We start from the raw sequence: 21444 nt of genomic DNA on the forward strand, positions 1-21444 counted from the left end.
GATCACGCAGGCAACCCTACGCTGCTGGCGGGAAACTAGCGTTTTCGGCGAAAATCCGCTTAAAGTCCTCAAGGTACGGCCCGGTAATGCCCAGCCTGCAAACCTCATCGAAGCTGGAAACGCCGAAGCTTTCCAGATAATCGCGGACATCGCGCGCAACGGTGTTCTTGTCGCCCAGCATGCCCTCGTCGTACAGCTCGCCGATGGCGACAGCGGCGCCCATGCGGAAGAACTCCTGGAACATGCCCTCCAGCTGCGCAGAGGAAACCTTCTCGTGCGATGACGCATCGTCTGCGGCTTCGTTCGATCCCTCGCCCAGCAGCGAATCTTCAACAGCGTACCGCTCGGTTGCCTGATCATAGGGCTCGTACGCGCCGTACCCATCGACCAGAGACTCGCCCTCGTCGAAAGAGAGAGGCCGCGAGACGCGCTCGCCCGCAATGGCCTGAACTTGCCCTGCCGACCCCTCGATTGCGCGGCACGTGGACCGTGAGGCACGTTGACCCGCAAAGGCCTGAGCCCGCCCGGCTGAACTCTCGAATGCACAGCGAACGGACTGCGCACGCCCCTCCACACGCGTATGACGACCGCGGGACGCCTTCGAATCGATTGCAAATGCTCCGAACATGGACGCATGCTTTTTGGCGAACATTTCAGGCTCCTTACCTGCGCGTTTCTTAGTTGATGCTTCGCATGGTACGCCGTCTCGATGTTTTTACTGTCCCATATAAGGGACTCGAGAAAAGTTCGCCGGTTTTTCTCGAGCCCCCCGTGAATGCTGAATGGAAACCCCTATATGAGAGACGCCCGCAAAGCCTGGTTGCAGCGGAAGACGGCTTCATAAAGAAGCAGCCTCACGGGTCTAACTGCACCGGGAAACGACCTCACGAAGAGACGGGCCTCAGAAGCCTAGTCGTAGCAGGAGACGAACTCCTAAAGGAACAATCCCACAAGCCTAGTTGTTGCAGGAGGTAGCCTCACAAGCTTAGCTATTGCCGAAGACGACCTCGCACAGAAGCGAGCCTCATAAGCCTAGTTGTAGCGATAGAACCCTTCGCCCGCGTCAACGCCCGTTTTGCCTGCATCGATGCGCTCCTTAAGCGCCGCTGCGATCTTCGCGGGAACGGAATCGGGGTCTTTCGTGCGCGGGTCGAGCACCACGATGTTGTACGCCGTGGTAAGACCCACGATATCCAGGATACGGAACGGGCCCAAGGGCGCGCCCGTGCCCAGCATCCACGTTTTGTCGATGGTCTCCGGATCGGCGACGCCGGTTGCATACAACGCCTCAGCGGCGTTCAGAAACGGCACGAGCATGCTGTTCAAGATATAGCCAGGCTGCTCCTTGTGCAGCTGCAACGGAACCATGCCCAGATCAGCGGCGAAACGAACCACCTCGTCGTAAGCAGCCTGATCGGTTCCGGGATGTCCCATGACCTCGGCGGTGTTGTTGCGCCAGATGCGATTGGCGAAATGCAGCGCCAAGAACTTCTCGGGGCGACCCGTAGATGCCGCGATCTGGCTAGGCAGCAGCGTGGAGGAGTTGGTGACGAGGATGGTACTTTCCGGCAGGTACTTTGCCAGCTCCGCGTAGAACGCATCCTTTTGCTTGGGATCCTCCGCAATGGCCTCGATCACCAGATCGGCATCCTTTGCCGCAGCCTCATAGCTGGTGGTGAACACGATGCTCTCGAACGCCTGCTGTGCGCGCTGCTTGAGCTGCTCGATTTCGTCAACGGAAAGCTCGGGCGTATCTGCCAAGCCACGGCAATACGCCGCGGGATCGCTCTTCATCGCCTCGAGCGTTGCCAGATAGGTTTGACGCAGCTGCTCGAACTTCGGCTTCGCGCGCTCGACGGACCCTTCGCTTCGCAGCCACACCGTAACGGCGAAACCCTTGTATGCCGCCTGATATGCGATCTGGCTTCCCAGCACTCCGCCACCGGCGACGACAACGTTCTTGATAGTCATATCCGACCTCCAATCCGCGCGTATGTTTAACTTGCTTATGGCGCGAGACCGGATGGGGTCCCGCGCCATAAGCCTAGCACGCTTCTAGGAAGCTGCATCGATTTGCCACGCAAACGGTGGCAATTCGTTACAACCGGCCTTTACCGTCTGCCGTTACGACGAATAGCCGCCGCCGAGCACCCGAAACCCGCCGCTCACCCGCATGCACAGCAGCGGCGACGACAAGCATACCGCCGGCGAACCGGCTAGAACTCGTCGAGCAGCTCGTCGGCAAAGCCCACGCGATAGTTCGCGAACACCACGCCGTCGCCTTCCTGCGTGGCATCCAGGTCCACATCGGCGGCGATGACGAAATCGTTATCGCCCGCCTCGTCATGGAAGATCTGACGCACGTGCCACACGTGCAGCTCTTCCTCATCCGCCTCGTCGAGCATGAGATAGGCCTTCGAGCGCGCGTCGGCGTCCAGCAGAACCTCCTCGTGCTCCTCGTAATACTCATCCAAGGCCTGTATCCAGGCGCGTTCGCCGAAGCCCCAGTCGCCGTCCGCCTCGCCAAGCCCCGCCGTATCGCGGTGAGCAGCCATGCGAACACGGCTGAACAGGGCGTTGCGCACGAGCACGGTGAGCCCGCGTCGGTCGCGCACGACCGCTTCGGCGCCGGCAGCGTCGGGCGGGGCGGCATCCAGCACCGCTCCGGCGTTCTCCCATTCGTCCACCAAGCTGCTATCGACGCTGCGCACGATCAAGCCCAGCCAAGCGATGATGTCCTTCAGCTGCTCGGAGCGCTTATCCTCGGGGATGGTGCGGTCAAGGCCGCGGAACGCCTCGGACAGGTAGCGCAGCAAGATACCCTCGTAGCGCATGATGCCGAGCTTCTGGATGTACCCCTTGAAGTCCGCCGCGCTTTCCAGCATGTCGCGCAGCACCGATTTCGGCCGCAGGCAATAATCGCGCGCCCACGGCACCGCATCGCAGTACTTCGAGAACGCCGCATCCAGCAGGTCCTCCAGCGGCTTGGGGTACGTGACGTCGACGATGCGCTCCAAACGCTCGTCGTAGTCCACGCCGTCCATCTTCATCTCCGCCATGGCGGCATCGCGCGCCTTGCGCTCCTGTGCGCGCAGCACCTGCCGCGGGTCCTCCAAGGTTGCCTCGACCATGGACACCAGGTCGAACGCATACTCGGGGCTTTCAGGATCGAGCAGCTCGAGCGCCGCCAGCAAAAACGGCGACAACGGCTGATCGAGCGCGAAGTCCTCCGGCAGGTCCATGGTGACCGAGTACACGTCCTCGCCGTCCTCGTCCACCTCGTGCACCACCACGTCGGCATCGATGAGCGTTTGCAGCACCTCGGCGACACGCACGTGTAGCTTGACCTTCTCCTCCGCCGGCTGCAGCGAATCCTCGATAAGCTGGTCGACGCGAGCGCGGGCGTTGCCGCCCTGCTCGACTTCGGCCAACACCATGGAATGCGTGATGCGCATACGTGGCGTAAGCTGCTCGGGAACCGAGTCGATGAGCTTGTTGAACGTGTCCTCGTTCCAGTTCACGAAGTTCTCGGGCGGGCGCTTCTTCTTGATCTTCTTGAGCTTCTTCGGGTCGCCGGCGGCCTTCACCTCAGCCTTGTGGTTCTCGATCTCGTGCTCGGGGGCCTCGGCAATGACCACGCCCTCGGTATCGAAGCCCGAGCGGCCTGCGCGACCGGCGATTTGATGGAACTCGCGGCTGCGCAGACGGCGCATCTTGCGACCGTCGAACTTGGTGAGCTGCGTGAGTACCACGGTATGGATGGGCACGTTGATGCCGACGCCCAGCGTATCGGTGCCGCAGATGACGGGCAGCAGACCCTGCTGCGCAAGCTTTTCCACCAGCAGACGGTAACGCGGCAGCATGCCGGCATGGTGCACGCCCACGCCGCAGCCCAGCAGGCGCTTCAGCGTTTTGCCGAACGCCGTGGAGAACTGCGCGCCCTTCATGGCCTCCTTGACCGCCTCGCGCTGCTCCTTGGTTGCCACGCCGTAGCTTGCCAGGTTCTGCGCGCTGGTGAGCGCCGCATCCTGCGAGAAATGCACGACGTACAGCGGGCCCTCGTCCTTGCGCAGCGCAAGCTCGACCGTTCCCTCGAGCGGGGTGAGCGCGTATTCGTACGACAGCGGCACCGGACGCGGGGCGTCGGTGACGTTCGAGACATCTCGCGTGGTTTGACGGCGCAGCAGATCGGCGATCTGCGTGACGTCGCCCAACGTGGCGCTCATGAGCAAGAACTGCGTTTTTGACAGCGTGAGCAGCGGCACCTGCCATGCCCAGCCGCGGTCGGTATCGCTGAAGAAATGGAACTCGTCCATGGCAACGCTGTGGACGAGGGCATCCGGCCCTTCGCGCAGCGCCTGGTTCGCCAAGATCTCCTCGGTGCAGCAGATGACGGGCGCCTCGGTGTTGATATGGACATCGCCCGTGATCATGCCCACGTTGTCGCGGCCGAGCAGCTCCACCAGATTGAAGAACTTTTCGCTGACCAGCGCTTTAATAGGCGCCGTGTAATACGATGTCTCGCCAAAGCACATGGCCATGAAGTGCATGCCCAGCGCGACCAGGCTTTTGCCGCTGCCCGTGGGCGTGCCCAAGATGACGTGGTCGCCCACCATGAGCGACATGAGCGCCTCCTCCTGGTGAGGCCACAGCTCGATACCGCGGTCGGCAACCCAGTTGGTGAACGCCTCGAACGCCTCTTCCTCGGTGAGTTCCGGGTTTGTGTCGTACAGATGATAAGCCAGCGCACCCAACTCGCCGGGCTCGTGGCCTTCGGCTTGCGCAGCCAGCGTCTCGACGATGTCCTCGCCTTCGAACGTATGAATATCAGCCATAGGGCAGTTCCTTTACAAAGCATGCAGAATCTAGTGCGCTCAACTTGCCATAACAGCAAGCAACCGCTCGTGTGTCCAAGGTAAATTGTATCGCGATTGCACAAACGCATGCCCCCGCGAAGCGGAACCACGTTCCGAAGGAGACCCTCTATTCGGCAGCGCTTAACAGCACCGAGTTCTCATAAAGCGACTCAGGCGCGAAATCCTGGCCTCCGGGCCATTCGACCGCATCGCCGAATTCTGTGATGCGAACTTTCTTGAAATACCCGGAGTCCCTCAACCTTCCCATGAACTCGCCCTGCAATCGCGGCATAGGATCGAATACGCGTGTCGTGCCATCGGACCACTTCATGACAAGGGTGCCCTTTTCGGTAGGTTCGACAGACAGAATCTTTAAACCGCAAACCCATTTCATGGCGCATCCCCTATCTCAAAGGCGGAATGCGATAGCATTCGCCGGTGCTATTGGCCAGATACCAGTCTTCATGTAGTTCTTGCTCGTGAAGGGCCATCCGAGCCAGAAGCAGCTTCTCCTGCTTTGGCGGAATCTTACCGCCAAGCCGTTTTCCCTGCAACGAATACGAAGCGTCCATACTGCCGTCGTACGCATGGATATGAGGCAATGAGTGTTGCTGATCGTCGTCGAAATACATTCTCACGACGATCCCGTAAAACCTACTCAGCTCAGGCATGCCCGTCCCCTTCCCAGACGGCGCACGCCGCCTTCCCGTGGTGAAGAGGATCTTGCGAACGTGGTATGGGCGAAGGCGGGACCCTTCGCCAGCTTGGGCACGGCAGACCGCCGAGCGTTCACACTGGCTCGTTTCAACTAGTATAAAAACGAACGCCTGTACTGTCAATACAAGCGTTCGTTTTTTCGAATTTCACAGCGTTTATCAGGAGTAGCGCCGACCCGCTATTCCGCCTTCAGGCTCGCGATGCCCAGCGTGGCCTCCTGGAAGCACCAGGACTTCGACAGCTCGGCCACCTGACGCAGCTCCATGCCGCGCAAATCCATCTTATACGCGCGCTTCCCGCCTCCGCGCACGGTGAACGCCACGCCCATGCCGCAATCCGCCTCGACATAGGACCAATTCAGCCCCAAGCAATAATCACGCACGAACACGCCCTCGGGGATGCCCGCGATCATCTGGTTGTACAGGTCCCACGCAGTCCCCGGCGCTTCCGTGCCCGGAAGCGCAATCGTCGCCATCTCCCGCAAACCCGCCTGTTCCTGCTGCACTGTCATAACGCCCTCCTTAACGACATCGAAAATGCCAGCTAGTTGCTATTCTTATATCAGTATTATTGCCGCTTGCCTATAATGTAACGCATCACAAGAACGAAAGAAGGGGTCAGCGTGCTGTTTCTACTCACCGGCGACGTGCAGATCGGGAAAACCAGATGGCTGGAGGACCTGTGCGCCAGCCTGCAAGCAGCAGGCACGTGCGTGGCAGGCGTGGTGGCTCCCGGGCAATGGGTGCCGCGGCCCGAGGGGCAACCCGGCGGCAAGCACGGCTTCGACGGGGCCGGGCGCTTCGAGAAACTGGGCATCGACAACGTGCTGCTGCCGCAGGGCGAACGCATCGAGTTCGCACGCCGCCGCGACCTGGCCGCCGGGGGCAAAGCGTTCGCGGAAGGGGCGCAGGCGAAGGCGGCGAAGCTGGGCTGGGCCATCTCCGACACCGCGATCGCGCAAGTCAACGCCCACTTCGCCACGCTGGCGAAACAGGCCGCCAACGAAACCCGGCTCGCCCCGCACGCGATGCTCGTGGTGGACGAGCTGGGCCGCCTCGAGCTTCTGCGCGGATGCGGCCTGACCAACGCGCTGGCCATCCTCGATGCCGGCCCCACGCCGCAGTTTCCCCATGCCATAGCCGTGGTGCGTGAGACGCTGCTCGACGAGGCGCGCAGACGCTTCGAGCCGCGCTGGGGCAAGGCGACCGTCATCGGCCCCGACGACGCGGCCCGCAACCTCGTGCTCGAAACGGCGAGAGCCGCCGGGGGCGCCCACTGAGCCGCGCACACGCGGGAAACCGCCGGCACAAACCCGGCGTGCAAGCCCCCCGCAAACGCCACGACCAGGCACCACGCGCCATGCGTCGCACATTCGGTTCACCTACGCCCAAACGCGCCCGTCTGCTGCCGCAAAACGCAGATCCAAGCCTGATCGGGCACAAGGGCAAACCTCGCAGAAACGGGCAACCTGGCAGCATCGCGCAGAACAACGCCGCCCCCCAACCCTGGCAAAAAACGGGTATATAAATACGGTCGGCTCCCATGGTTTCAAGAGGCAAAACATATCGCTATCAAAAGTTCCTCTGTACCACTGGTTCGCAGATATGCCGGGCGGGGCTTCGGTACACACTCGTCTGCCCCGCCTGGCATTGCCTTTGCGCTAGAGCACCCACGCCTCGCTTTCGCGCTGCAGCTCCAACATGCGGCGGTATCTACCGTCGGGCTTCTCACGCAGCTCTGCCGGGCTTCCCTGCTCCACCACACAACCGCCTTCGAGCACCACAATCTTGTCGGCATTGTCAACCGTGCGCATGCGATGTGCGATAACGAGGACCGTCTTGCCTTGAAGCAGTTCAGAAAGAGCAGCTTGCACGTATGTCTCGTTTTCCACGTCAAGTGAGGCCGTTGCTTCATCGAGCAGCACGATCGGAGCGTCTTTCAGCAGGGCACGCGCAATCGAGATACGCTGGCGTTCACCACCGGAAAGCCTGCTGCCGTTTTCCCCGATCATCGTGTCGTAGCCGTTGGGCAAACGCTCCACGAACTCGTCGCAGCGCGCCGCCCTCGCCGCAGCGAGAACCTCCTCGTTCGTAGCATCCTTCTTCCCGAGGCGAATGTTCTCACGCACAGTGTCGTCAAAGAGCACCACGTCCTGGAACACCTCGGAGAATGCAGAAAGCAGCGTTTCCGGATCGACAGCAGAGACGTCAACGCCGCCCACGAAGATCGCGCCAGAGCTTACGTCCCAAAAACGTGAAGCGAGCTTGACAGCCGTGCTCTTGCCCGAACCGGACGCGCCCACAAGCGCTGTCACCTGCCCTTCCCGCGCCTTGAACGATACGCTGCCCAAGACGTCCTCGCCGTCGGCGTATGCAAAGCCCACGTCTTCGAAGACCACGTCATGGCCCTGAGGCTCGAACGAGGTGCTACCCGTCTGAACCGGCTCGTTCTCGATGGCGCGCATGCGCTCCAGGCTTAAACTCATGTCCATCAGCTCGGCTACAGCCTGCAAAACAACGTTGATGGGATCGTAGACCCTCGTCACCGCCAACAGGTATACAAAGAACACGAGGAAGTCGACTTGCCCCGTCACGAGCAGCATCGTCCCCACCACGATGACGGATGCGATTCCCAGACGCAGAAAGCCTTGGGCAGAGCATACCGCCACACCCATAGCCAGCTCGGCATCGATCTTCTCTCTCTCGAAACGATCGATGCGGCAATCAAGCTCATCCTGAAATGCGCCCACCTTGTTGAGAGAGCGTATCTCACGGTGGCATTCAAGGTATTCCTGCAGCGCGTCGGCGAATGAAAGGGACGCCGCGTTCTTCTTCGCAGTATGCGACTTCTGGATATGCGCGGTCAAAAGCAACGCCACAAGCGCCACGGGGATGGGCCAGAGCGCAGATGCCGCCAGTCTCCAGTCGAACGCGAACATCATGACAGCGAACACCAGCGTCGAAGCGCCCATACCGAAAATTTGCGGCATAGTGTGCGAGAACAGGCGCTCCTGATCGGAGCAATCCTTCATGATAACGCTCGTCAAGTCGGCCAAATCGCGCTTCCCGAAAAACGAGAGCGGAAGCAGGCGCAAACGCTCGGCGATGGAGATGCGCTTGCGGGCGCTTTCTTGGTACACCACCGTGTACGTCCCCCGATATTCCCACATTTGCGTGACAAACATCACGGCGAGTGCCGCTACAATGCCCGCTGCGTAGAGCGCCATGCCTGGCAGGCCAACTGAAGGGTTGTCCAGGTACCTGATAAAATCGCCTGCGACGAAGTACAGCACCACGATGGGCAGCATCAGCATTAGGTTCGCCAACGCACAGAACCCAGCACCGCGTATAAAATCCTTCATGCCTTGATCGGTCAAGGCAAAAGCATCTTGAATCCTACGCCACACGGCTGTCACCCCCTTCAATCCTCCACGTCGCGCTCGTTCGGTAGTCTCGCCACATGCGCGCATACAGTCCACCTTGCGCTACGAGTTCTTCATGAGTACCCTGTTCCGCGACAGAACCACGGTCGATGACGAAGATGCGGTCCGCATTTGCGACGGTGGATAAACGGTGCGCGATCATGAGCACCGTCTTGTCTTCGCAAAGTGTCGCGAGAGCCGCCTGGATCAACGCCTCGTTTTCGGGGTCGGCGAACGCCGTTGCTTCGTCGAGAACCACAATTGGGGCGTCTTTCAATATGGCACGCGCAAGCGCGATGCGCTGACGCTCTCCCCCGGAAAGATACACGCCAGCTTTTCCTACCACGGTGTTCACGCCATCGGGAAACTTGGCAATGATGTCATCGCACTGGGCCGCATGAAGAGCCGCGAGCACCTCGGCATCGCTTGCATTGGGGCGGCCCGCACGCACGTTATCAGCCAAGCTTTGCTTGAACAGTCGATCGTCTTGGAACACGAAAGAAACGGCACCCATCAGTTCCTCGGCAGGAATTCGTCGCACATCCGCCCCGCCCACGAGAACGACACCCTCATCTGCGTCCCAAAAGCGCGGGACGAGCGACGCGAGCGTCGACTTGCCTCCGCCCGACGGCCCGACAAGAGCCACCGTCGCCCCGGCGGGAACGGAAAGCGATACGTTGCAAAGCGCCGGTTCCCTGGACCCCGGATACGAGAAGCTGACGCCCGCAAGCTCGATGCTCGCCTCCTTCGGATGGAGAGCTTTGGCAGACTCCACCTCGTCGATGGGAGAGACTTCCATGATCGTGCTCATCCGCCGCAGCGCGTCTTCGGCGATCATGACGGCCTCCGACGAATACATGACCTTCGACATCATCGTTGTCGTCATCGCCGAGAAGAACGCATAGAACAGGAAGTCAATCAGGAAAGCCGGGAAATCAGGTGCGACGGCCGCAAGCGCAATACCCGCAGGTACGAGCACCGCGAAAGTCGAGTTGATCGCAACCAGCTGCACGACTTGGGGTCGTCGGCAATACTCGGTATAATTCGTCGCCATGTCGCGATAGCCGATGATCGCCTCGTGAAAGGCCCTGAACGAAAGCACCGTCTGCTGGAATACCTTTACCACGGGTATGCCTCGAACGTATTCGGTTGCCGCAGCGCTCATACGCATGAGAGCCGCCTGGTAAAGTTCCATGAAATGGCGGCCGCCCTTCGCGTCCTCGCGGCCCATCATCCACCACATCGCGGCGAAGGAAACGGCGATGGGGACGAGGCACAGAAGCCCCATCCTCCAGTCGAACAGGAACGCCACGACGAAGAAGATCACCGGGGTGGCGAAAGAGCCAACGAAATCGGGCAGCTTGTGGGCGATGAGGTCTTCAGTCTGACCCGCGCACCCGTCGATCACGCGCCGCATCTCCCCTGACGAGTGCGCGCTGAAATACCCGATCGGGATCCGCGCCACGTGGCGCACCATCGCCTTGCGCATGTTCGCCGCGATGCGGAAGGCCGCAAGATGCGAAGCCATGAGCGCGCCAAAATACACGATGATGCCCAACACGGCGAAAACCACAGCAAGCACAGCCCACATCGCGGCAGATGATGCTTCTGCCCAGTTCGGGTACACCGAAACCAAGTCGCGAACCACGAACCATACGCAAACAAGCGGCATCACGGTGAGCACGGCGTTCAGCACCGAAAGGCCGCATCCTACATACGCCAAAACCCGCCGCTTGCCAGCAAACCCCAACAGCTCGAGAATCGCGTTTTTCTTCTTGGCGGTACCTTCTTTCCCCACGTCCTTTCCTACTTCTGTCGTTAGAGTACCGTCTTCCCGGGTCATTGCCATATTTACCTCCCGGCCGTTAATCTACATGCCAAGTTTGGCAAAGTGCTTCGAGAACACCTTGGTACCGATGAAGCCGCCGACGAGGCCGCCAGCGATGGTGGCAGCGCCGGTTACGACGCCCATTGGGCTTAGAATCGAGTTAACGAGCGTTTGGCCGTACTCGAGGGTCATGCCGGCTTGAACGCACATCTCGGCATAAGCCTCGCCCATCATAAGGATGAGAGAGATCTGCCCCAGCCAGAAGCAGAACGTGAACGCAGCAAAGGCACAGATAAGCTTGGTCTTGGTGCGCTTCTGCGGATCGCCTGCGATAAGGTCTGCCACGATACCGCCCACAACAATGCCGACAGGACCGCTCCAGAACATGCCCATCAGAAGGCCGACAGCACCAACTATAATGCCCATGATGGCGATCGCACCACGCTTCGGGACGCGATAGGCCAGGTACATGAACACGGTACCGGCGAACAACGCGCCTACCGTGTGAGTAAACCAGCACAGGTCGGCATTCGCGCTAAAGATAATCGAGAACGCCATGAACACTAGGAACAAAAGGATGCCGAACACGGCGATAAAGACGAAGTCTTTCGGATTCAAGCCATTACGTTCCTTGGCGACAGAACCGATTGTTGCTTTGCTTGTCATTGTGAAACCTTTCTCTTGTTACTGTATTTCTGCAAACCCGAAATTGAGCTTCAACTTCGGAAGTGTTGCCTTGTTTAAGGGGAAGCGCTCGGCGATGCGCCCGTCTTCGACCAGGGCTATCTCATCGCATGCCGAGCAGAGGAACTCATAGTCGTGCGAGATAACGCAGACAGCGATTCCCAAATCGCGCATGCGCGCGATTTGGGAATCTATTCGACGCATGTTGCGATAATCCAAGCCACTCGTAGGCTCGTCGAGAATCATCGCGCGGGCACTCGAAAGCAAGCCGGCAGCGATGGAAAGCCGTTGGCGCTCCCCGCCTGAAAGGGAGAGCGGGTGCCTGTCGGCGAGACCCTCGAGGGCAAGCGCAGCCTTTATTGCTGCGATCCGGTCCTTATTACCTAGGCTGTCTTCCACGCCATCCGAAGAGCACGCACTTGCAAGCTCATCGTCGACTGTGCTGCTGAACAACTGGTATCCCGGTTCTTGCATAACCAGGTACACGAGCCCCGCCCGTTTCCTTGCGCGAAGCGGCACGTCGTCGACCTCGATCACCCCCGCCTTTTCCTTGAGAAGGCCGGCCATGCACCGGGCAAACGTCGTTTTCCCAGCCCCGTTGTGCCCCACAATACCGACGACGCTACCTGGAAGGAGGCAGAAATCGAGACCGTTCAAGACCGCAGGCGCACCGCGGTAGCCGGCAACTACGCCGCTCATACGTACGACGGTTTTTCCGTAAGAAGGTGATCTGGAGACATTCGATGCGACCGCGTCGCCCAAGGGCGACACCGCCACAACGGAGTCGATTTCGGCAAGAGAGGCGGCGCGCAGCCCCAAATCGGTTCTCGTTTCAAACGGCAGCGCAAGGAAATCGGCCGCCGCCCAGTCTCCTACAACCGAACCATCGTTTATAACCACATAGCGGTCTGCGATGCCGTCAAGCCACCACAGGCGATGCTCGGAGATAAGCACGGTCTTCCCCTGACTCTTCAGAAGCGCAACCGTTCGTGCAAGATTCCGCATCGCATGCACATCGAGCGACGCAGTTGGTTCATCAAGCACGAAGATATCAGGATGTACCGCATAGGCCGATGCCAGGATAACCGACTGCTTCTGCCCGCCGGAAAGCGCCTCGGTACCGCGCCCGAGCAGGCCCTCGATACCGAGCGTTGCCGCTGCCTGCGCCACACGTTCGACCATTTCCTCGCGATCGATTCCGAAGTTCTCGCATCCGAAGGCGATTTCCGAGGTCACGTCGAGATTGACGAACTGGCTACGCGGGTTCTGGAACACCGACCCGACATACGCGGAAAGCTCGCCCATCGTCCATGCGGAAACGGGTTTTCCCGCAACAAGCACCTCACCTTGAAGGTCCCCTTCGTACATAAGAGGAATAAGCGCATTAACGAGGCGCGTAAGCGTTGTCTTGCCACATCCTGACTGCCCGGTCACAACAACGCATTGACCGCGAGGGATCTTCAGCGAAACGTCACGAAGCGATGGACGGGAAGCGCCTTTGTAGCAAAACGTGCATCCATCGATCTCGATAGCATAGGGCGAGGCCTTCGCCGCGGCGGCATTTTCCATCATCAGAGCACCCCCGCCCTAAAGCAAACGGAAAGCGCAAGGAGCACCATCGCAGCGATGAGACACACAACATCGATAGCGCGCACCTTTAAGCGGTAATACGAAGTGCGGTGCGCACTCGCCCCCACGCCGCGAACAACGACCGCGTTCCCCAGCTCGTCGGCGATCTGGCCCAAACGCGCGATCACGGGCACAAGGAAATGTTCAGCGGTCTTCGCAGGATGGCGCACGACCGACCTCGGCGTGAGCGCGATACCGCGCGTCTTCATAGCATCGGCGACAGCGGAGAATTCGCGTCCCATGGTGGGAAGGAAACGAAACGCCACGCACACGCCAACCGACACGTTCGCGGGAACGCGCATCGCCTGCAGCGCGCAAGCGAGCTCGCCGAGACGCGTGGTTGCGATCATGTTGAAAGCGAACATGAAGGCGGGCAAAACATGGCGGTACATGAGAAGCGACGCCGCAAAGGGCGAAAGCAGGGTGTTCCCGCTCGCCGCGAACAGCTGCGCCGTCACGGCGAACAGCGCATAGAAGGCAAGCCAACGCACGATCGCGGAGAAGCGACGGCAATACGCCATCACGACAACGGTAAGCGCCAAAACGCCCATCTCGGCGAACAGGCTTTGCATAAGCGCCATCTGCACGTTGATCGCCGCCAGAACCGCAAGCGACGTACACGGATCAAGATGGCGCGGTGCAGCGTTGGCAGACGTCGAAGGCTGCGTCTGCGCTACCGCGTTCAAGGGCAAAGGCGCACCCATCGAAAGAGCCATGCGATCATCGTCCTTCTTCCAACTAGTTAGCTATATATAACTATTTACGATAAAATACAGCTCGATAAGGCAATGCGGAAGACGGAACGGGAAGATGGAAAACTACGCCGAAAAGAATTCAAGTTCTACCGAAAAATCAAACGGAAACTACGCCGCAGGACAGGGGAACCCGCTTTACGACATGTTCGTCACACAGCTTTCGCAGCTGCACACCGTATGCGCGAAGGAAGCGCTCGCGCGCGGATTCGGACGGGCCGACCTGGTGCGAAGCGTCGGCGAGACATGGTTCGTCGACCCCCGATACGGCAGGGGCTCTTATTGGTTCTACCTCATGGACCGTGACACCATCGTCGTGTCGATGGACATCACATACGAACGCGCCGTGGAGGCGGTCATAGAGACTACTCCCTATCTGGGGTTCGGCCTCTATGAACATGCGATGCCCATGTATTGCTCGCCTGAGTGCGCTGGATCAAACTGCAAGCTCATAGGGCACGACTGGGATGGCGGCCCCTACATAAGCTCGTTCGAGCCCGACAAGCGGCTGTCATCGGCGTCGATCACCATAGCCCCTGAAGCGATACACCGCTATGCGGATGCCTTGCACTGCGATGAGAAGGAGCTACGCCGCGCCATCGAGCAGCTCACCACGTCGGACGGCGCGCCCGGCTTGCCCTCGGCGCTTCGAGGGCTTGACATCACCTACCCCGCCGCATCGGTAGCCGATGCGTATTACCACGCCAAGGTGATTGAATGCTTCGCGATACTAGCAAGCAGCGTTCCCGTAAGGGACACGGCAGCCGACGCTGTGCGCATAAGCGACAGGGACTGCGTCGAGTGCATCTGCTCCTACATCGACAGCAACCTATCATCCGACCTCAGCACGAAAACGTTGTGCGACATCGTCCATGTAAGCGAGGGGAAGATGATATCGGCGTTTCGCAATGTGCAGGGGGACACCCCGCAAAGCTACATCCGCGCACGGCGCCTGGAGCACGGACGACGCCTTCTCCTTGATGAAAGCCGCAAAATCAGCGAAATCGCCAAAAGCGCGGGCTACCGCAACCAGGGAGCGTTCACTGACGCGTTCAAGCGTGCCTACGGCACGACGCCATGTGCCTATCGCAAAAGACTACGAATCGAATAGGAACAGCATCGAGCGATGCCCACTCGCCGATCCGCTAACCCAAACGGCGCGACTTCGTCTCGGGGCCGATCACCAGCGTGACGGCGGCCGCCACCAGCGCGATGGCCACGATGCCTAAGTAGATGACGTTGGGCTGCAGGTTCGCCAAGATCCACGTGACGGCGAACGGCATGACCACGTTGACGGCTTTGCCGGCGCCCTGCGAGATGCCCGCGCCGCGGAAACGGTACCTGGTGGAGAATAGCTCGCCCACGTACACGCTGATCACCGACGCGTTCAGCACGTAGAAGCCGATGGTCATCAAAAAGCCCAGCACGGTGATGAGCGCCGTCGAGCCGGCGTTGAGCGCCATGGCGTAGGCGAACGCGAACACCGCCACCCAGATGAACGCACCGGAAACCTCGACGCGACGGCCGAGCTTCTCGATGAGCAGCGCGCCGATGAGCGCCCCGAGCGGCGCCGCGAGCATGGTGATGGTGGTGGACAGCAGCGAGGTCTGCGTGGCCAGGCCGATGTTCTTCAGGATGGACGGGCCGAACGTGGTGTAGGTGTACTGCGTCAGCGACGTGCCGATGACCACCACGATGCCCAGGAACAGATTGCGCGCCAGATGCGCATCGGAATCCATGGCGCTCTTCTCGAATACCACCTGCTCAGCGGGCAAAATTCCGGCTTCCCTCATCTCACGCTCGATGCGGGAGATGATCGTCTCGGCGTCATCGAAGCGGCCGTGCTGGATGAGCCAACGCGGGCTTTCCGGCATCGCCTGGCGCGCGATGCATACGATGATCGCCGCCACGCCGATGACCGCGAACACCAGGCGCCACGACTCCTGCCCAAGCGGGCTCCAAATGGTGATGAAGAACAGGCACAGGAACATGCCGATGGGCGAGCCGCAGTTGGCGATGGTCGAGCCGATGGCGCACCAGCGGCCGCGGCGCGCGACGGGCGCGAACTCGTTGATCATGCTGAAGCTGGTCACCAGCTCCGACCCCAGGCCAAGGCCCACGAAAAAGCGCATGGCTATCATGAACGTCATGTTCGGGGAAAGCGCGCCCAAGATGGTGGCGAAGCCGAACAGCAGCAGGTTGAACTGGAACGCCTTGCGGCGGCCGAGCTTGTCGCCGATAAGGCCGGCGATCAGCGAGCCGATGAACAAGCCCAAAAAGCCCGCCGACAGAAACGCCGCCGTCTGCTCGTTGGTGGCGAACCCGGTTTCGGTCAGCGTGCTCTTCACGCCGCCCGCCAGGTAAACGTCCATGGCATCCACGAACACGCCGGCCGAGGTCAGCGCCATCACCTTCTTGAACGTCGCCGTCGGTTGCGTGGCGTCCATGCGATGCATGAGCTGCGCGGCGCGGTCGACGCCTTCGCCCGCCTGTCCGTCCGACGCGGTTTCGTCTGCTTGCGACATATCTTTCCCTTCTGCTTCTCCCTGCAACCGAAACGAAAAAATCCGCACGAGGGCATGCACGGCTAACAACAATGCGGTTAGCGTGCAGCCGACGAGCGGATTCATCGTTCTAGGTTGCGGACTCCTTGCCGATGGCCGAAGGATCGCTTCGGGCATCGGCAAGGAGCCTGTTTCGTAACACCTATCGTTCTACGGCGCTAAATCATACTACTTCGCTTTTGGTTTGGAATTTTCCGCAGGCGAACCTGGGGGATAAGACACAAACCCGCCACACAGCAGGGCCGATGGAGAAGAAGCCGCAACGTGAACGAATCGCGTTTCGCCGCCCGGGCCCCAACTCGCTCGCCTCGCCCGCCGCCTTTCCCCGATAACCATCGTTCGGAAAAACGGATATCTTGGCTATCTGGTTTCACGCGCACTACACCAAATTCTCCGGTAAACTATTCACCTGGAAATAATCCCTAGAAATATAGTATGGCTTACCGCCGGATAGCGAAGAAAGGGACGCCGCTTCATGAACGATTCCAGCTTCGAGGCCATGGCGCAGGAGATCGACGGTCTGCTCGGCATCGACCAGGCGAAACACGCTGATTGGCATGCGGACTCCATCGCCGTGCGCGGATACGAGGGCATCGACGCGCGCACCGGGTCCATCAGCTACCCGCTGTACCAGTCGGCCACGTTCGCGCACCCCGCCTGGGGCGAATCGACCGGCTACTGCTATTCGCGCTGCGGCAACCCCACGCGCCTTGAGCTCGAGAACACCATCGCGCTTCTGGAGGGCGGGAAGAAATGCATGGCGTTCTCGAGCGGCATGGCGGCCATCGCCACGCTGCTGAAGCTGCTGCGCTCAGGCGACCGCGTGCTCGTCAGCGACGACCTGTACGGCGGCACCTACCGCCTGTTCAGCAACATCTACACGCAATACGGGCTGGAATTCGGCTACGTCGACCTGACCGACCTCGAAGCCGCCGAGGCGGCGTTCACGCCCAACACCCGCCTGGTGTTCCTGGAAACGCCTACCAACCCCACCATGAAGGTCGCCGACATCCAGGCGCTCGCCGACCTGGCGCACAGCCGCGGCGCGGTGCTGGCCGTGGACAACACCTTCCTCACCATGTATTTCCAGAAGCCCTTCGAGCTGGGCGCCGACGTGGTGGTGTACAGCGGGACGAAGTACCTGTGCGGCCACAACGACGTGTTGTCGGGCTTTTTGGTGCTGCGCGACAACAGCCTGCTCGAGCCGCTGTTCAACGCCACCATGAGCGAGGGCAACCAGCTCAGCTCCTTCGACAGCTGGCTGATGCTGCGCAGCCTGAAGACGCTGGGCGTGCGCCTGCGCCAGCAGGAGGCCAACGCCAAGCGCATCTGCAAGGCGCTGAAGGCGAACCCGCACGTCACGGACGTGTTCTACGTGGGCGACCCCGACCACCCCGACTACGCGCTGTCGAAGCGTCAGACCGCGGGCTTCGGCGCCATGATATCGTTCAAGACCGACACGCATCGACGCGCGATCGATGCGCTTGAGCGCACAAGGCTCATCCTGTTCGCCGAAAGCCTGGGCGGCACGGAAAGTCTGATCACCTACCCGCTCGTGCAAACCCATGGCGCCATCCCCAAGCCCATGCTCGACAAACTCGGCATCGACGACCGCCTGCTGCGCCTGTCAGTGGGCATCGAGGATGTGGAGGACCTGCTGGCCGACCTCGACCAGGCGCTCGCGTAAAGCGGGGCGGAAAGCGGAACGGAGAAGGAAATGACGAAGTACGATTTCGAGACCATCATCGACCGCCGCGGCACCGGGTGCCTGAAATGGGACGCATGGAGCCGCCGCGGGCATGCCCCCGACGACCTGCCGCTGTGGGTTGCCGACATGGACTTCAAAACGGCCCCGGCCGCCATCGAGGCGCTCGCCGAGCGCGTGCAGCACGGCGTGTTCGGCTACACCATGGCAACGGACGGGTATTGCGAGGCGGTGCAAAGCTGGTTCGAGCGCCACCACGGCTGGCGCCCTGAGCGCGAGTGGCTCGTCATGACGCCGGGCGTGGTGTTCGCCCTGGCGGTTGCCATCAACGCGTTCACGCAGCCGGGCGACCACGTGATCATCCAGCCGCCCGTGTACTACCCCTTCCGCCTGATGATCCAGGACAACGGCCGCAAAATGGCCGCAAGCCCGCTGCTTTACCGGGACGGGCGCTACATCATGGACTACGAGGGCTTCGAGCGCCAGCTGGAGAAGACGGGCGCGAAGCTGTTCATCCTGTGCAACCCGCACAACCCCGTCGGCCGCGCCTGGACCGCCGACGAGCTGCGGCGCATCGGCGACATCTGCCTGCGCCACGGCGTCACGGTCGTGGCCGACGAGATCCATGCTGACTTCGCGCGCCCCGGCTTCAAGCACGTGCCGTACGCCTCGCTCGGCGAACGCTACGCGCGACACGCCGTGGTGTGCACGGCGCCCAGCAAAACGTTCAATCTGGCCGGATTGCAGCTGTCCAACATCTTCATTCCCGACCCCGACCTGCGCGCGGCGTTCAAACGCGCCCGCAACCGCACGGGCTACGACGAGCCGAGCGTGCTCGGCATCACGGCCACCCAGGCATGCTACGAACGCGGAGAGGAATGGCTCGACGAGCTCAAGAAGGTACTCGACGGGAACTACGCGGTGCTGCAGGCAGCCGTCGACCGCATGCCGGGAGTGAGCCTGGTGCCGCTTGAGAGCACGTACCTGCCGTGGCTGGACTGCAGGGGCCTGGGCCTGGATGACGCCGGCATCAAACGCCTGGTGGAGCAGGACGCGAAGCTGTGGCTTGACCTGGGCACCATGTTCGGCCCCGAGGGCAGCGGGTTCGTGCGCATGAACCTGGCAAGCCCGAAAGCCCTGATCGAGCAAGCCTGCGATCGCCTGGAGCAGGCGGTGGCCAAGCTGGCGAAATAGCCGCGCTGGCCACGACAACGGCAGACACCGGAGCAATCGGCGGGGACGGAAAGCGAAAAAGGCGCGAACGGGGGTAAAAACTCGCACCCGTTCGCGCCTTTCGCACGCCCTTCGCCGTCCGCCGGCAACCGCGCTACCGCACCAGCACCGGCACGCAGACGCGTTCGCGCAGGCCGCCGTCAAGCTCCACATCCACCACACGCGCATCGGTGCCGTAGATGCGCGCGAGCATCTCTGTGGTGATGCATTCGGCCGGGGTGCCCTGCGTCAGCACCCGCCCCGCATCCATCACGATAATGCGGTCGGCGCAGAACAGCGCATGATCGGGGTCGTGCGTGACCATGACCACGGCCTTGCCCATGCGCGAGAGCATGCTCATCCGCGACAGCACCAGCTGTTGGTTGCCGAAGTCGAGCGCCGCCGTTGGCTCGTCCATAACCAGCACGTCGGCCTGTTGCGTGAGCGCGCGGGCGATCAAGACCAGTTGCTGCTGACCGCCCGACAGGTTCGTGTAGGCCTTCTCCGCCAGCCCCACGATCCCCAGAAGCTCGAGCGCCTGGTAGGCGATCTGCCTATCGCGCGCGGTGGTCTGCGCCAGCTTGTTGATGTAGGGCGTGCGTCCCATGAGCACCACGTCGGCCACCGAGAACGGGAAGGGCGGCGTGTGCGCCTGCGGGATGTAGGCGAAGTGCCGTGCCCGCTCATGCTCGGGCATGCGGGAAAGCGGCTTTCCCTCCACCAGCACCTCCCCGTCCGCACAGGGCAAAAGCCCCATCATGGCTTTCAGCGTGGTGGTCTTGCCGCAGCCGTTCGCGCCGATGATGCACACGAACTCGCCGCGGTCGACGGAAAACGACACCCCATGGACGATCTCGACCGGCTTCTTCTTGCCGTATCCGCATCGAAGGTCGCGGACCTCAAGCACCGCCATCAGCGCCACCCCTTCATATTATGTTTGAAGATGACCACGAAAAACGGCACGCCCAGGATGGCGGTCAGGATGCCGATGGGCACCTCCACCGTCATGGCCAGGCGCGCGATGTTGTCCACCAGCAGCAGGTACACCGCGCCCACCACCATCGAGCACGGCAGCAGCACCTTATAGTTCGGGCCCACGATGGCGCGCGCAAGGTGCGGGATGACCAAGCCGATCCAGCCCACAATGCCCGCCACCGCCACCGACGCGCTCGTGATGAGCGTGGATGCGAAGATGACCAGCAGGCGCGTGCTGCGGGTTTTCACGCCCATGGCGCGCGCCTCCTCATCGCCGAAGGACAGCACGTTGAGCTTCCACGACTGCGACATCAAAATGGCGAACCCGATGAGCATGGGCAGCAGGCTCACCAGGAAATCGCCCGCGTTCACGTTGGCGAAGCTGCCCATGAGCCAGAACGTGATGGTGGGCAGCTTATCGTCGGCGTCTGCCAAGAACTTCACCATGGACATGCCGGACTGGAACAGCGTGGACACAAGGATGCCCGCAAGCACCAGCCCCAGCGTGGGGTCGTAATCCACCTGCCGGTTGAGCCACACGGCCATGCCAACGGCCAGCATGCCGCCCAGAAACGCGAACAGCTGCACGTACTCGCCCGCCAAACCCCACAAAAGCGCCAGGCACGCGCCCAGGCTGGCGCCCGCCGAGGCGCCCAGAAGGTCGGGCGAGGTCAGCGGGTTCTTGAACATGCCCTGATAACTGGCGCCGGCCACGGCGAGCGCCGCGCCCACCAGCATGACCACGCCCACGCGCGGCAGGCGGATGCGGAACAGCACGCGGTCCATCTTCGGGTCCACGTTCGCCGGGTCGAAGAAGTGCGCCCAGAACGTCTGGCACACCTCCATAGGCGTCATGGCGTACTTGCCCATCATGAACGAGAAGAAGAACGCCGCCACCACGGTCGGAAGGATGAGCAGCTTGACCTTGAGCGACACCTTCGAGCCGAACGTCTTGTCGGCGGCCTCGCGCACCGCGGCGTCGTCGGCATCGGCGCGGGCGTCGATGCTGCCGAGCAGCTGCCCGACAAGCCGCTCCTCGCGAGCGGACGCCTCGGCTGCGGCGGACGTTGCGTCCGCGGCGCCATCGCGCACGCCCGGCTG

At 61.4% G+C, this 21444-nt stretch carries 18 protein-coding genes; 4 read left to right on the top strand and 14 right to left on the bottom strand.

Features of this window, described 5'->3' with window-relative positions:
- Positions 1-16: 16 nt before the first annotated feature.
- The 6 genes from DW178_RS09935 to DW178_RS09960 all read right to left on the bottom strand — a co-directional run bounded on the left by DW178_RS09935 (position 17) and on the right by DW178_RS09960 (position 6084).
- On the bottom strand, positions 17-652 hold the full coding sequence (locus DW178_RS09935; RefSeq protein WP_118351079.1) for a hypothetical protein: 636 nt from the start codon (positions 650-652) through the stop codon (positions 17-19).
- 380 nt (positions 653-1032) lie between these two features.
- Positions 1033-1971 carry a 3-hydroxyacyl-CoA dehydrogenase gene (locus DW178_RS09940; RefSeq protein WP_114620909.1) on the bottom strand — a complete coding sequence of 313 codons (939 nt, stop codon included), beginning with the start codon at positions 1969-1971 and terminating at the stop codon, positions 1033-1035.
- A gap of 245 nt (positions 1972-2216) precedes the next feature.
- A complete protein-coding gene (locus DW178_RS09945; RefSeq protein ID WP_118351081.1) occupies positions 2217-4835 on the bottom strand; it encodes a DEAD/DEAH box helicase in 2619 nt (872 codons plus the stop codon).
- A 148-nt stretch (positions 4836-4983) separates the two neighbouring features.
- Positions 4984-5250, bottom strand: a complete 267-nt coding sequence (locus DW178_RS09950; protein WP_118351083.1) for a DUF2442 domain-containing protein — start codon at positions 5248-5250, stop codon at positions 4984-4986.
- A gap of 10 nt (positions 5251-5260) precedes the next feature.
- Positions 5261-5527 (bottom strand): DUF4160 domain-containing protein, encoded by a 267-nt coding sequence (locus DW178_RS09955; protein WP_118351084.1) that lies wholly within the window; start codon positions 5525-5527, stop codon positions 5261-5263.
- A gap of 224 nt (positions 5528-5751) precedes the next feature.
- Complete coding sequence (locus DW178_RS09960; RefSeq protein WP_286168655.1) at positions 5752-6084, bottom strand: DUF4213 domain-containing protein; 333 nt, start codon at positions 6082-6084, stop codon at positions 5752-5754.
- Between the two features lie 111 nt (positions 6085-6195).
- Between DW178_RS09960 and DW178_RS09965 the strand changes: the two genes are divergently transcribed.
- Complete coding sequence (locus DW178_RS09965; RefSeq protein WP_118351086.1) at positions 6196-6852, top strand: hypothetical protein; 657 nt, start codon at positions 6196-6198, stop codon at positions 6850-6852.
- A 381-nt stretch (positions 6853-7233) separates the two neighbouring features.
- Here the strand turns inward: DW178_RS09965 and DW178_RS09970 are convergent, their stop codons facing one another.
- The 5 genes from DW178_RS09970 to DW178_RS09990 form a co-directional block, all read right to left on the bottom strand.
- Positions 7234-8934, bottom strand: coding sequence for an ABC transporter ATP-binding protein (locus DW178_RS09970; RefSeq protein WP_353653296.1), 1701 nt, complete (start codon positions 8932-8934; stop codon positions 7234-7236).
- A 34-nt stretch (positions 8935-8968) separates the two neighbouring features.
- The gene (locus DW178_RS09975) at positions 8969-10837 is read right to left on the bottom strand and encodes an ABC transporter ATP-binding protein (protein WP_118351091.1); all 1869 of its coding nucleotides are present in this window, start codon (positions 10835-10837) and stop codon (positions 8969-8971) included.
- Positions 10838-10864: 27 nt separating this feature from the next.
- Entirely contained in the window at positions 10865-11440 is a 576-nt protein-coding gene (locus DW178_RS09980) for an MptD family putative ECF transporter S component (protein WP_286168657.1), read from the bottom strand.
- A gap of 66 nt (positions 11441-11506) precedes the next feature.
- Entirely contained in the window at positions 11507-13078 is a 1572-nt protein-coding gene (locus DW178_RS09985) for an ABC transporter ATP-binding protein (protein WP_118351095.1), read from the bottom strand.
- The gene (locus DW178_RS09990) at positions 13078-13851 is read right to left on the bottom strand and encodes an energy-coupling factor transporter transmembrane component T (RefSeq protein ID WP_118351098.1); all 774 of its coding nucleotides are present in this window, start codon (positions 13849-13851) and stop codon (positions 13078-13080) included. The genes DW178_RS09985 and DW178_RS09990 overlap by 1 nt, the downstream gene beginning before the upstream one ends.
- A gap of 94 nt (positions 13852-13945) precedes the next feature.
- Here DW178_RS09990 and DW178_RS09995 point away from each other — a divergent pair, with 94 nt between their 5' ends.
- Positions 13946-14998, top strand: coding sequence for a helix-turn-helix domain-containing protein (locus tag DW178_RS09995; RefSeq protein ID WP_118351100.1), 1053 nt, complete (start codon positions 13946-13948; stop codon positions 14996-14998).
- A 34-nt stretch (positions 14999-15032) separates the two neighbouring features.
- Here DW178_RS09995 and DW178_RS10000 read toward each other — a convergent pair whose 3' ends face one another.
- Positions 15033-16412, bottom strand: a complete 1380-nt coding sequence (locus tag DW178_RS10000) for an MFS transporter (protein WP_158574180.1) — start codon at positions 16410-16412, stop codon at positions 15033-15035.
- 514 nt (positions 16413-16926) lie between these two features.
- Between DW178_RS10000 and DW178_RS10005 the strand changes: the two genes are divergently transcribed.
- Complete coding sequence (locus DW178_RS10005; RefSeq protein WP_199669293.1) at positions 16927-18138, top strand: trans-sulfuration enzyme family protein; 1212 nt, start codon at positions 16927-16929, stop codon at positions 18136-18138.
- Between the two features lie 30 nt (positions 18139-18168).
- Entirely contained in the window at positions 18169-19350 is a 1182-nt protein-coding gene (locus tag DW178_RS10010) for a MalY/PatB family protein (RefSeq protein WP_118351105.1), read from the top strand.
- Between the two features lie 133 nt (positions 19351-19483).
- On the opposite strand, the gene DW178_RS10015 is transcribed toward DW178_RS10010, so the two are convergent.
- The gene (locus DW178_RS10015) at positions 19484-20281 is read right to left on the bottom strand and encodes an ABC transporter ATP-binding protein (RefSeq protein WP_118351108.1); all 798 of its coding nucleotides are present in this window, start codon (positions 20279-20281) and stop codon (positions 19484-19486) included.
- Positions 20281-21444, bottom strand: a 1164-nt coding sequence (locus DW178_RS10020) for a FecCD family ABC transporter permease (RefSeq protein ID WP_286168658.1), incomplete at its 5' end; no start/stop codon positions are given. The genes DW178_RS10015 and DW178_RS10020, both read right to left, overlap by 1 nt.

The sequence above is a fragment of the Eggerthella sp. AM16-19 genome (assembly GCF_003474385.1).
Classification (GTDB): domain Bacteria; phylum Actinomycetota; class Coriobacteriia; order Coriobacteriales; family Eggerthellaceae; genus Senegalimassilia.

Excerpts from the sequence above, each read along its gene's own strand:
- DW178_RS09970 (WP_353653296.1), bottom strand. The coding sequence starts at position 8,934 with ATGAAGGATTTTATACGCGGTGCTGGGTTCTGTGCGTTGGCGAACCTA.
- DW178_RS09935 (WP_118351079.1), bottom strand. The coding sequence starts at position 652 with ATGTTCGCCAAAAAGCATGCGTCCATGTTCGGAGCATTTGCAATCGAT.
- DW178_RS09990 (WP_118351098.1), bottom strand. The coding sequence starts at position 13,851 with ATGGCTCTTTCGATGGGTGCGCCTTTGCCCTTGAACGCGGTAGCGCAG.
- DW178_RS09950 (WP_118351083.1), bottom strand. The coding sequence starts at position 5,250 with ATGAAATGGGTTTGCGGTTTAAAGATTCTGTCTGTCGAACCTACCGAA.
- DW178_RS09945 (WP_118351081.1), bottom strand. The coding sequence starts at position 4,835 with ATGGCTGATATTCATACGTTCGAAGGCGAGGACATCGTCGAGACGCTG.
- DW178_RS09995 (WP_118351100.1), top strand. The coding sequence starts at position 13,946 with ATGGAAAACTACGCCGAAAAGAATTCAAGTTCTACCGAAAAATCAAAC.
- DW178_RS10000 (WP_158574180.1), bottom strand. The coding sequence starts at position 16,412 with ATGTCGCAAGCAGACGAAACCGCGTCGGACGGACAGGCGGGCGAAGGC.
- DW178_RS10010 (WP_118351105.1), top strand. The coding sequence starts at position 18,169 with ATGACGAAGTACGATTTCGAGACCATCATCGACCGCCGCGGCACCGGG.
- DW178_RS09975 (WP_118351091.1), bottom strand. The coding sequence starts at position 10,837 with ATGACCCGGGAAGACGGTACTCTAACGACAGAAGTAGGAAAGGACGTG.
- DW178_RS09955 (WP_118351084.1), bottom strand. The coding sequence starts at position 5,527 with ATGCCTGAGCTGAGTAGGTTTTACGGGATCGTCGTGAGAATGTATTTC.
- DW178_RS09940 (WP_114620909.1), bottom strand. The coding sequence starts at position 1,971 with ATGACTATCAAGAACGTTGTCGTCGCCGGTGGCGGAGTGCTGGGAAGC.
- DW178_RS09985 (WP_118351095.1), bottom strand. The coding sequence starts at position 13,078 with ATGATGGAAAATGCCGCCGCGGCGAAGGCCTCGCCCTATGCTATCGAG.
- DW178_RS10015 (WP_118351108.1), bottom strand. The coding sequence starts at position 20,281 with ATGGCGGTGCTTGAGGTCCGCGACCTTCGATGCGGATACGGCAAGAAG.
- DW178_RS09960 (WP_286168655.1), bottom strand. The coding sequence starts at position 6,084 with ATGACAGTGCAGCAGGAACAGGCGGGTTTGCGGGAGATGGCGACGATT.
- DW178_RS10005 (WP_199669293.1), top strand. The coding sequence starts at position 16,927 with ATGAACGATTCCAGCTTCGAGGCCATGGCGCAGGAGATCGACGGTCTG.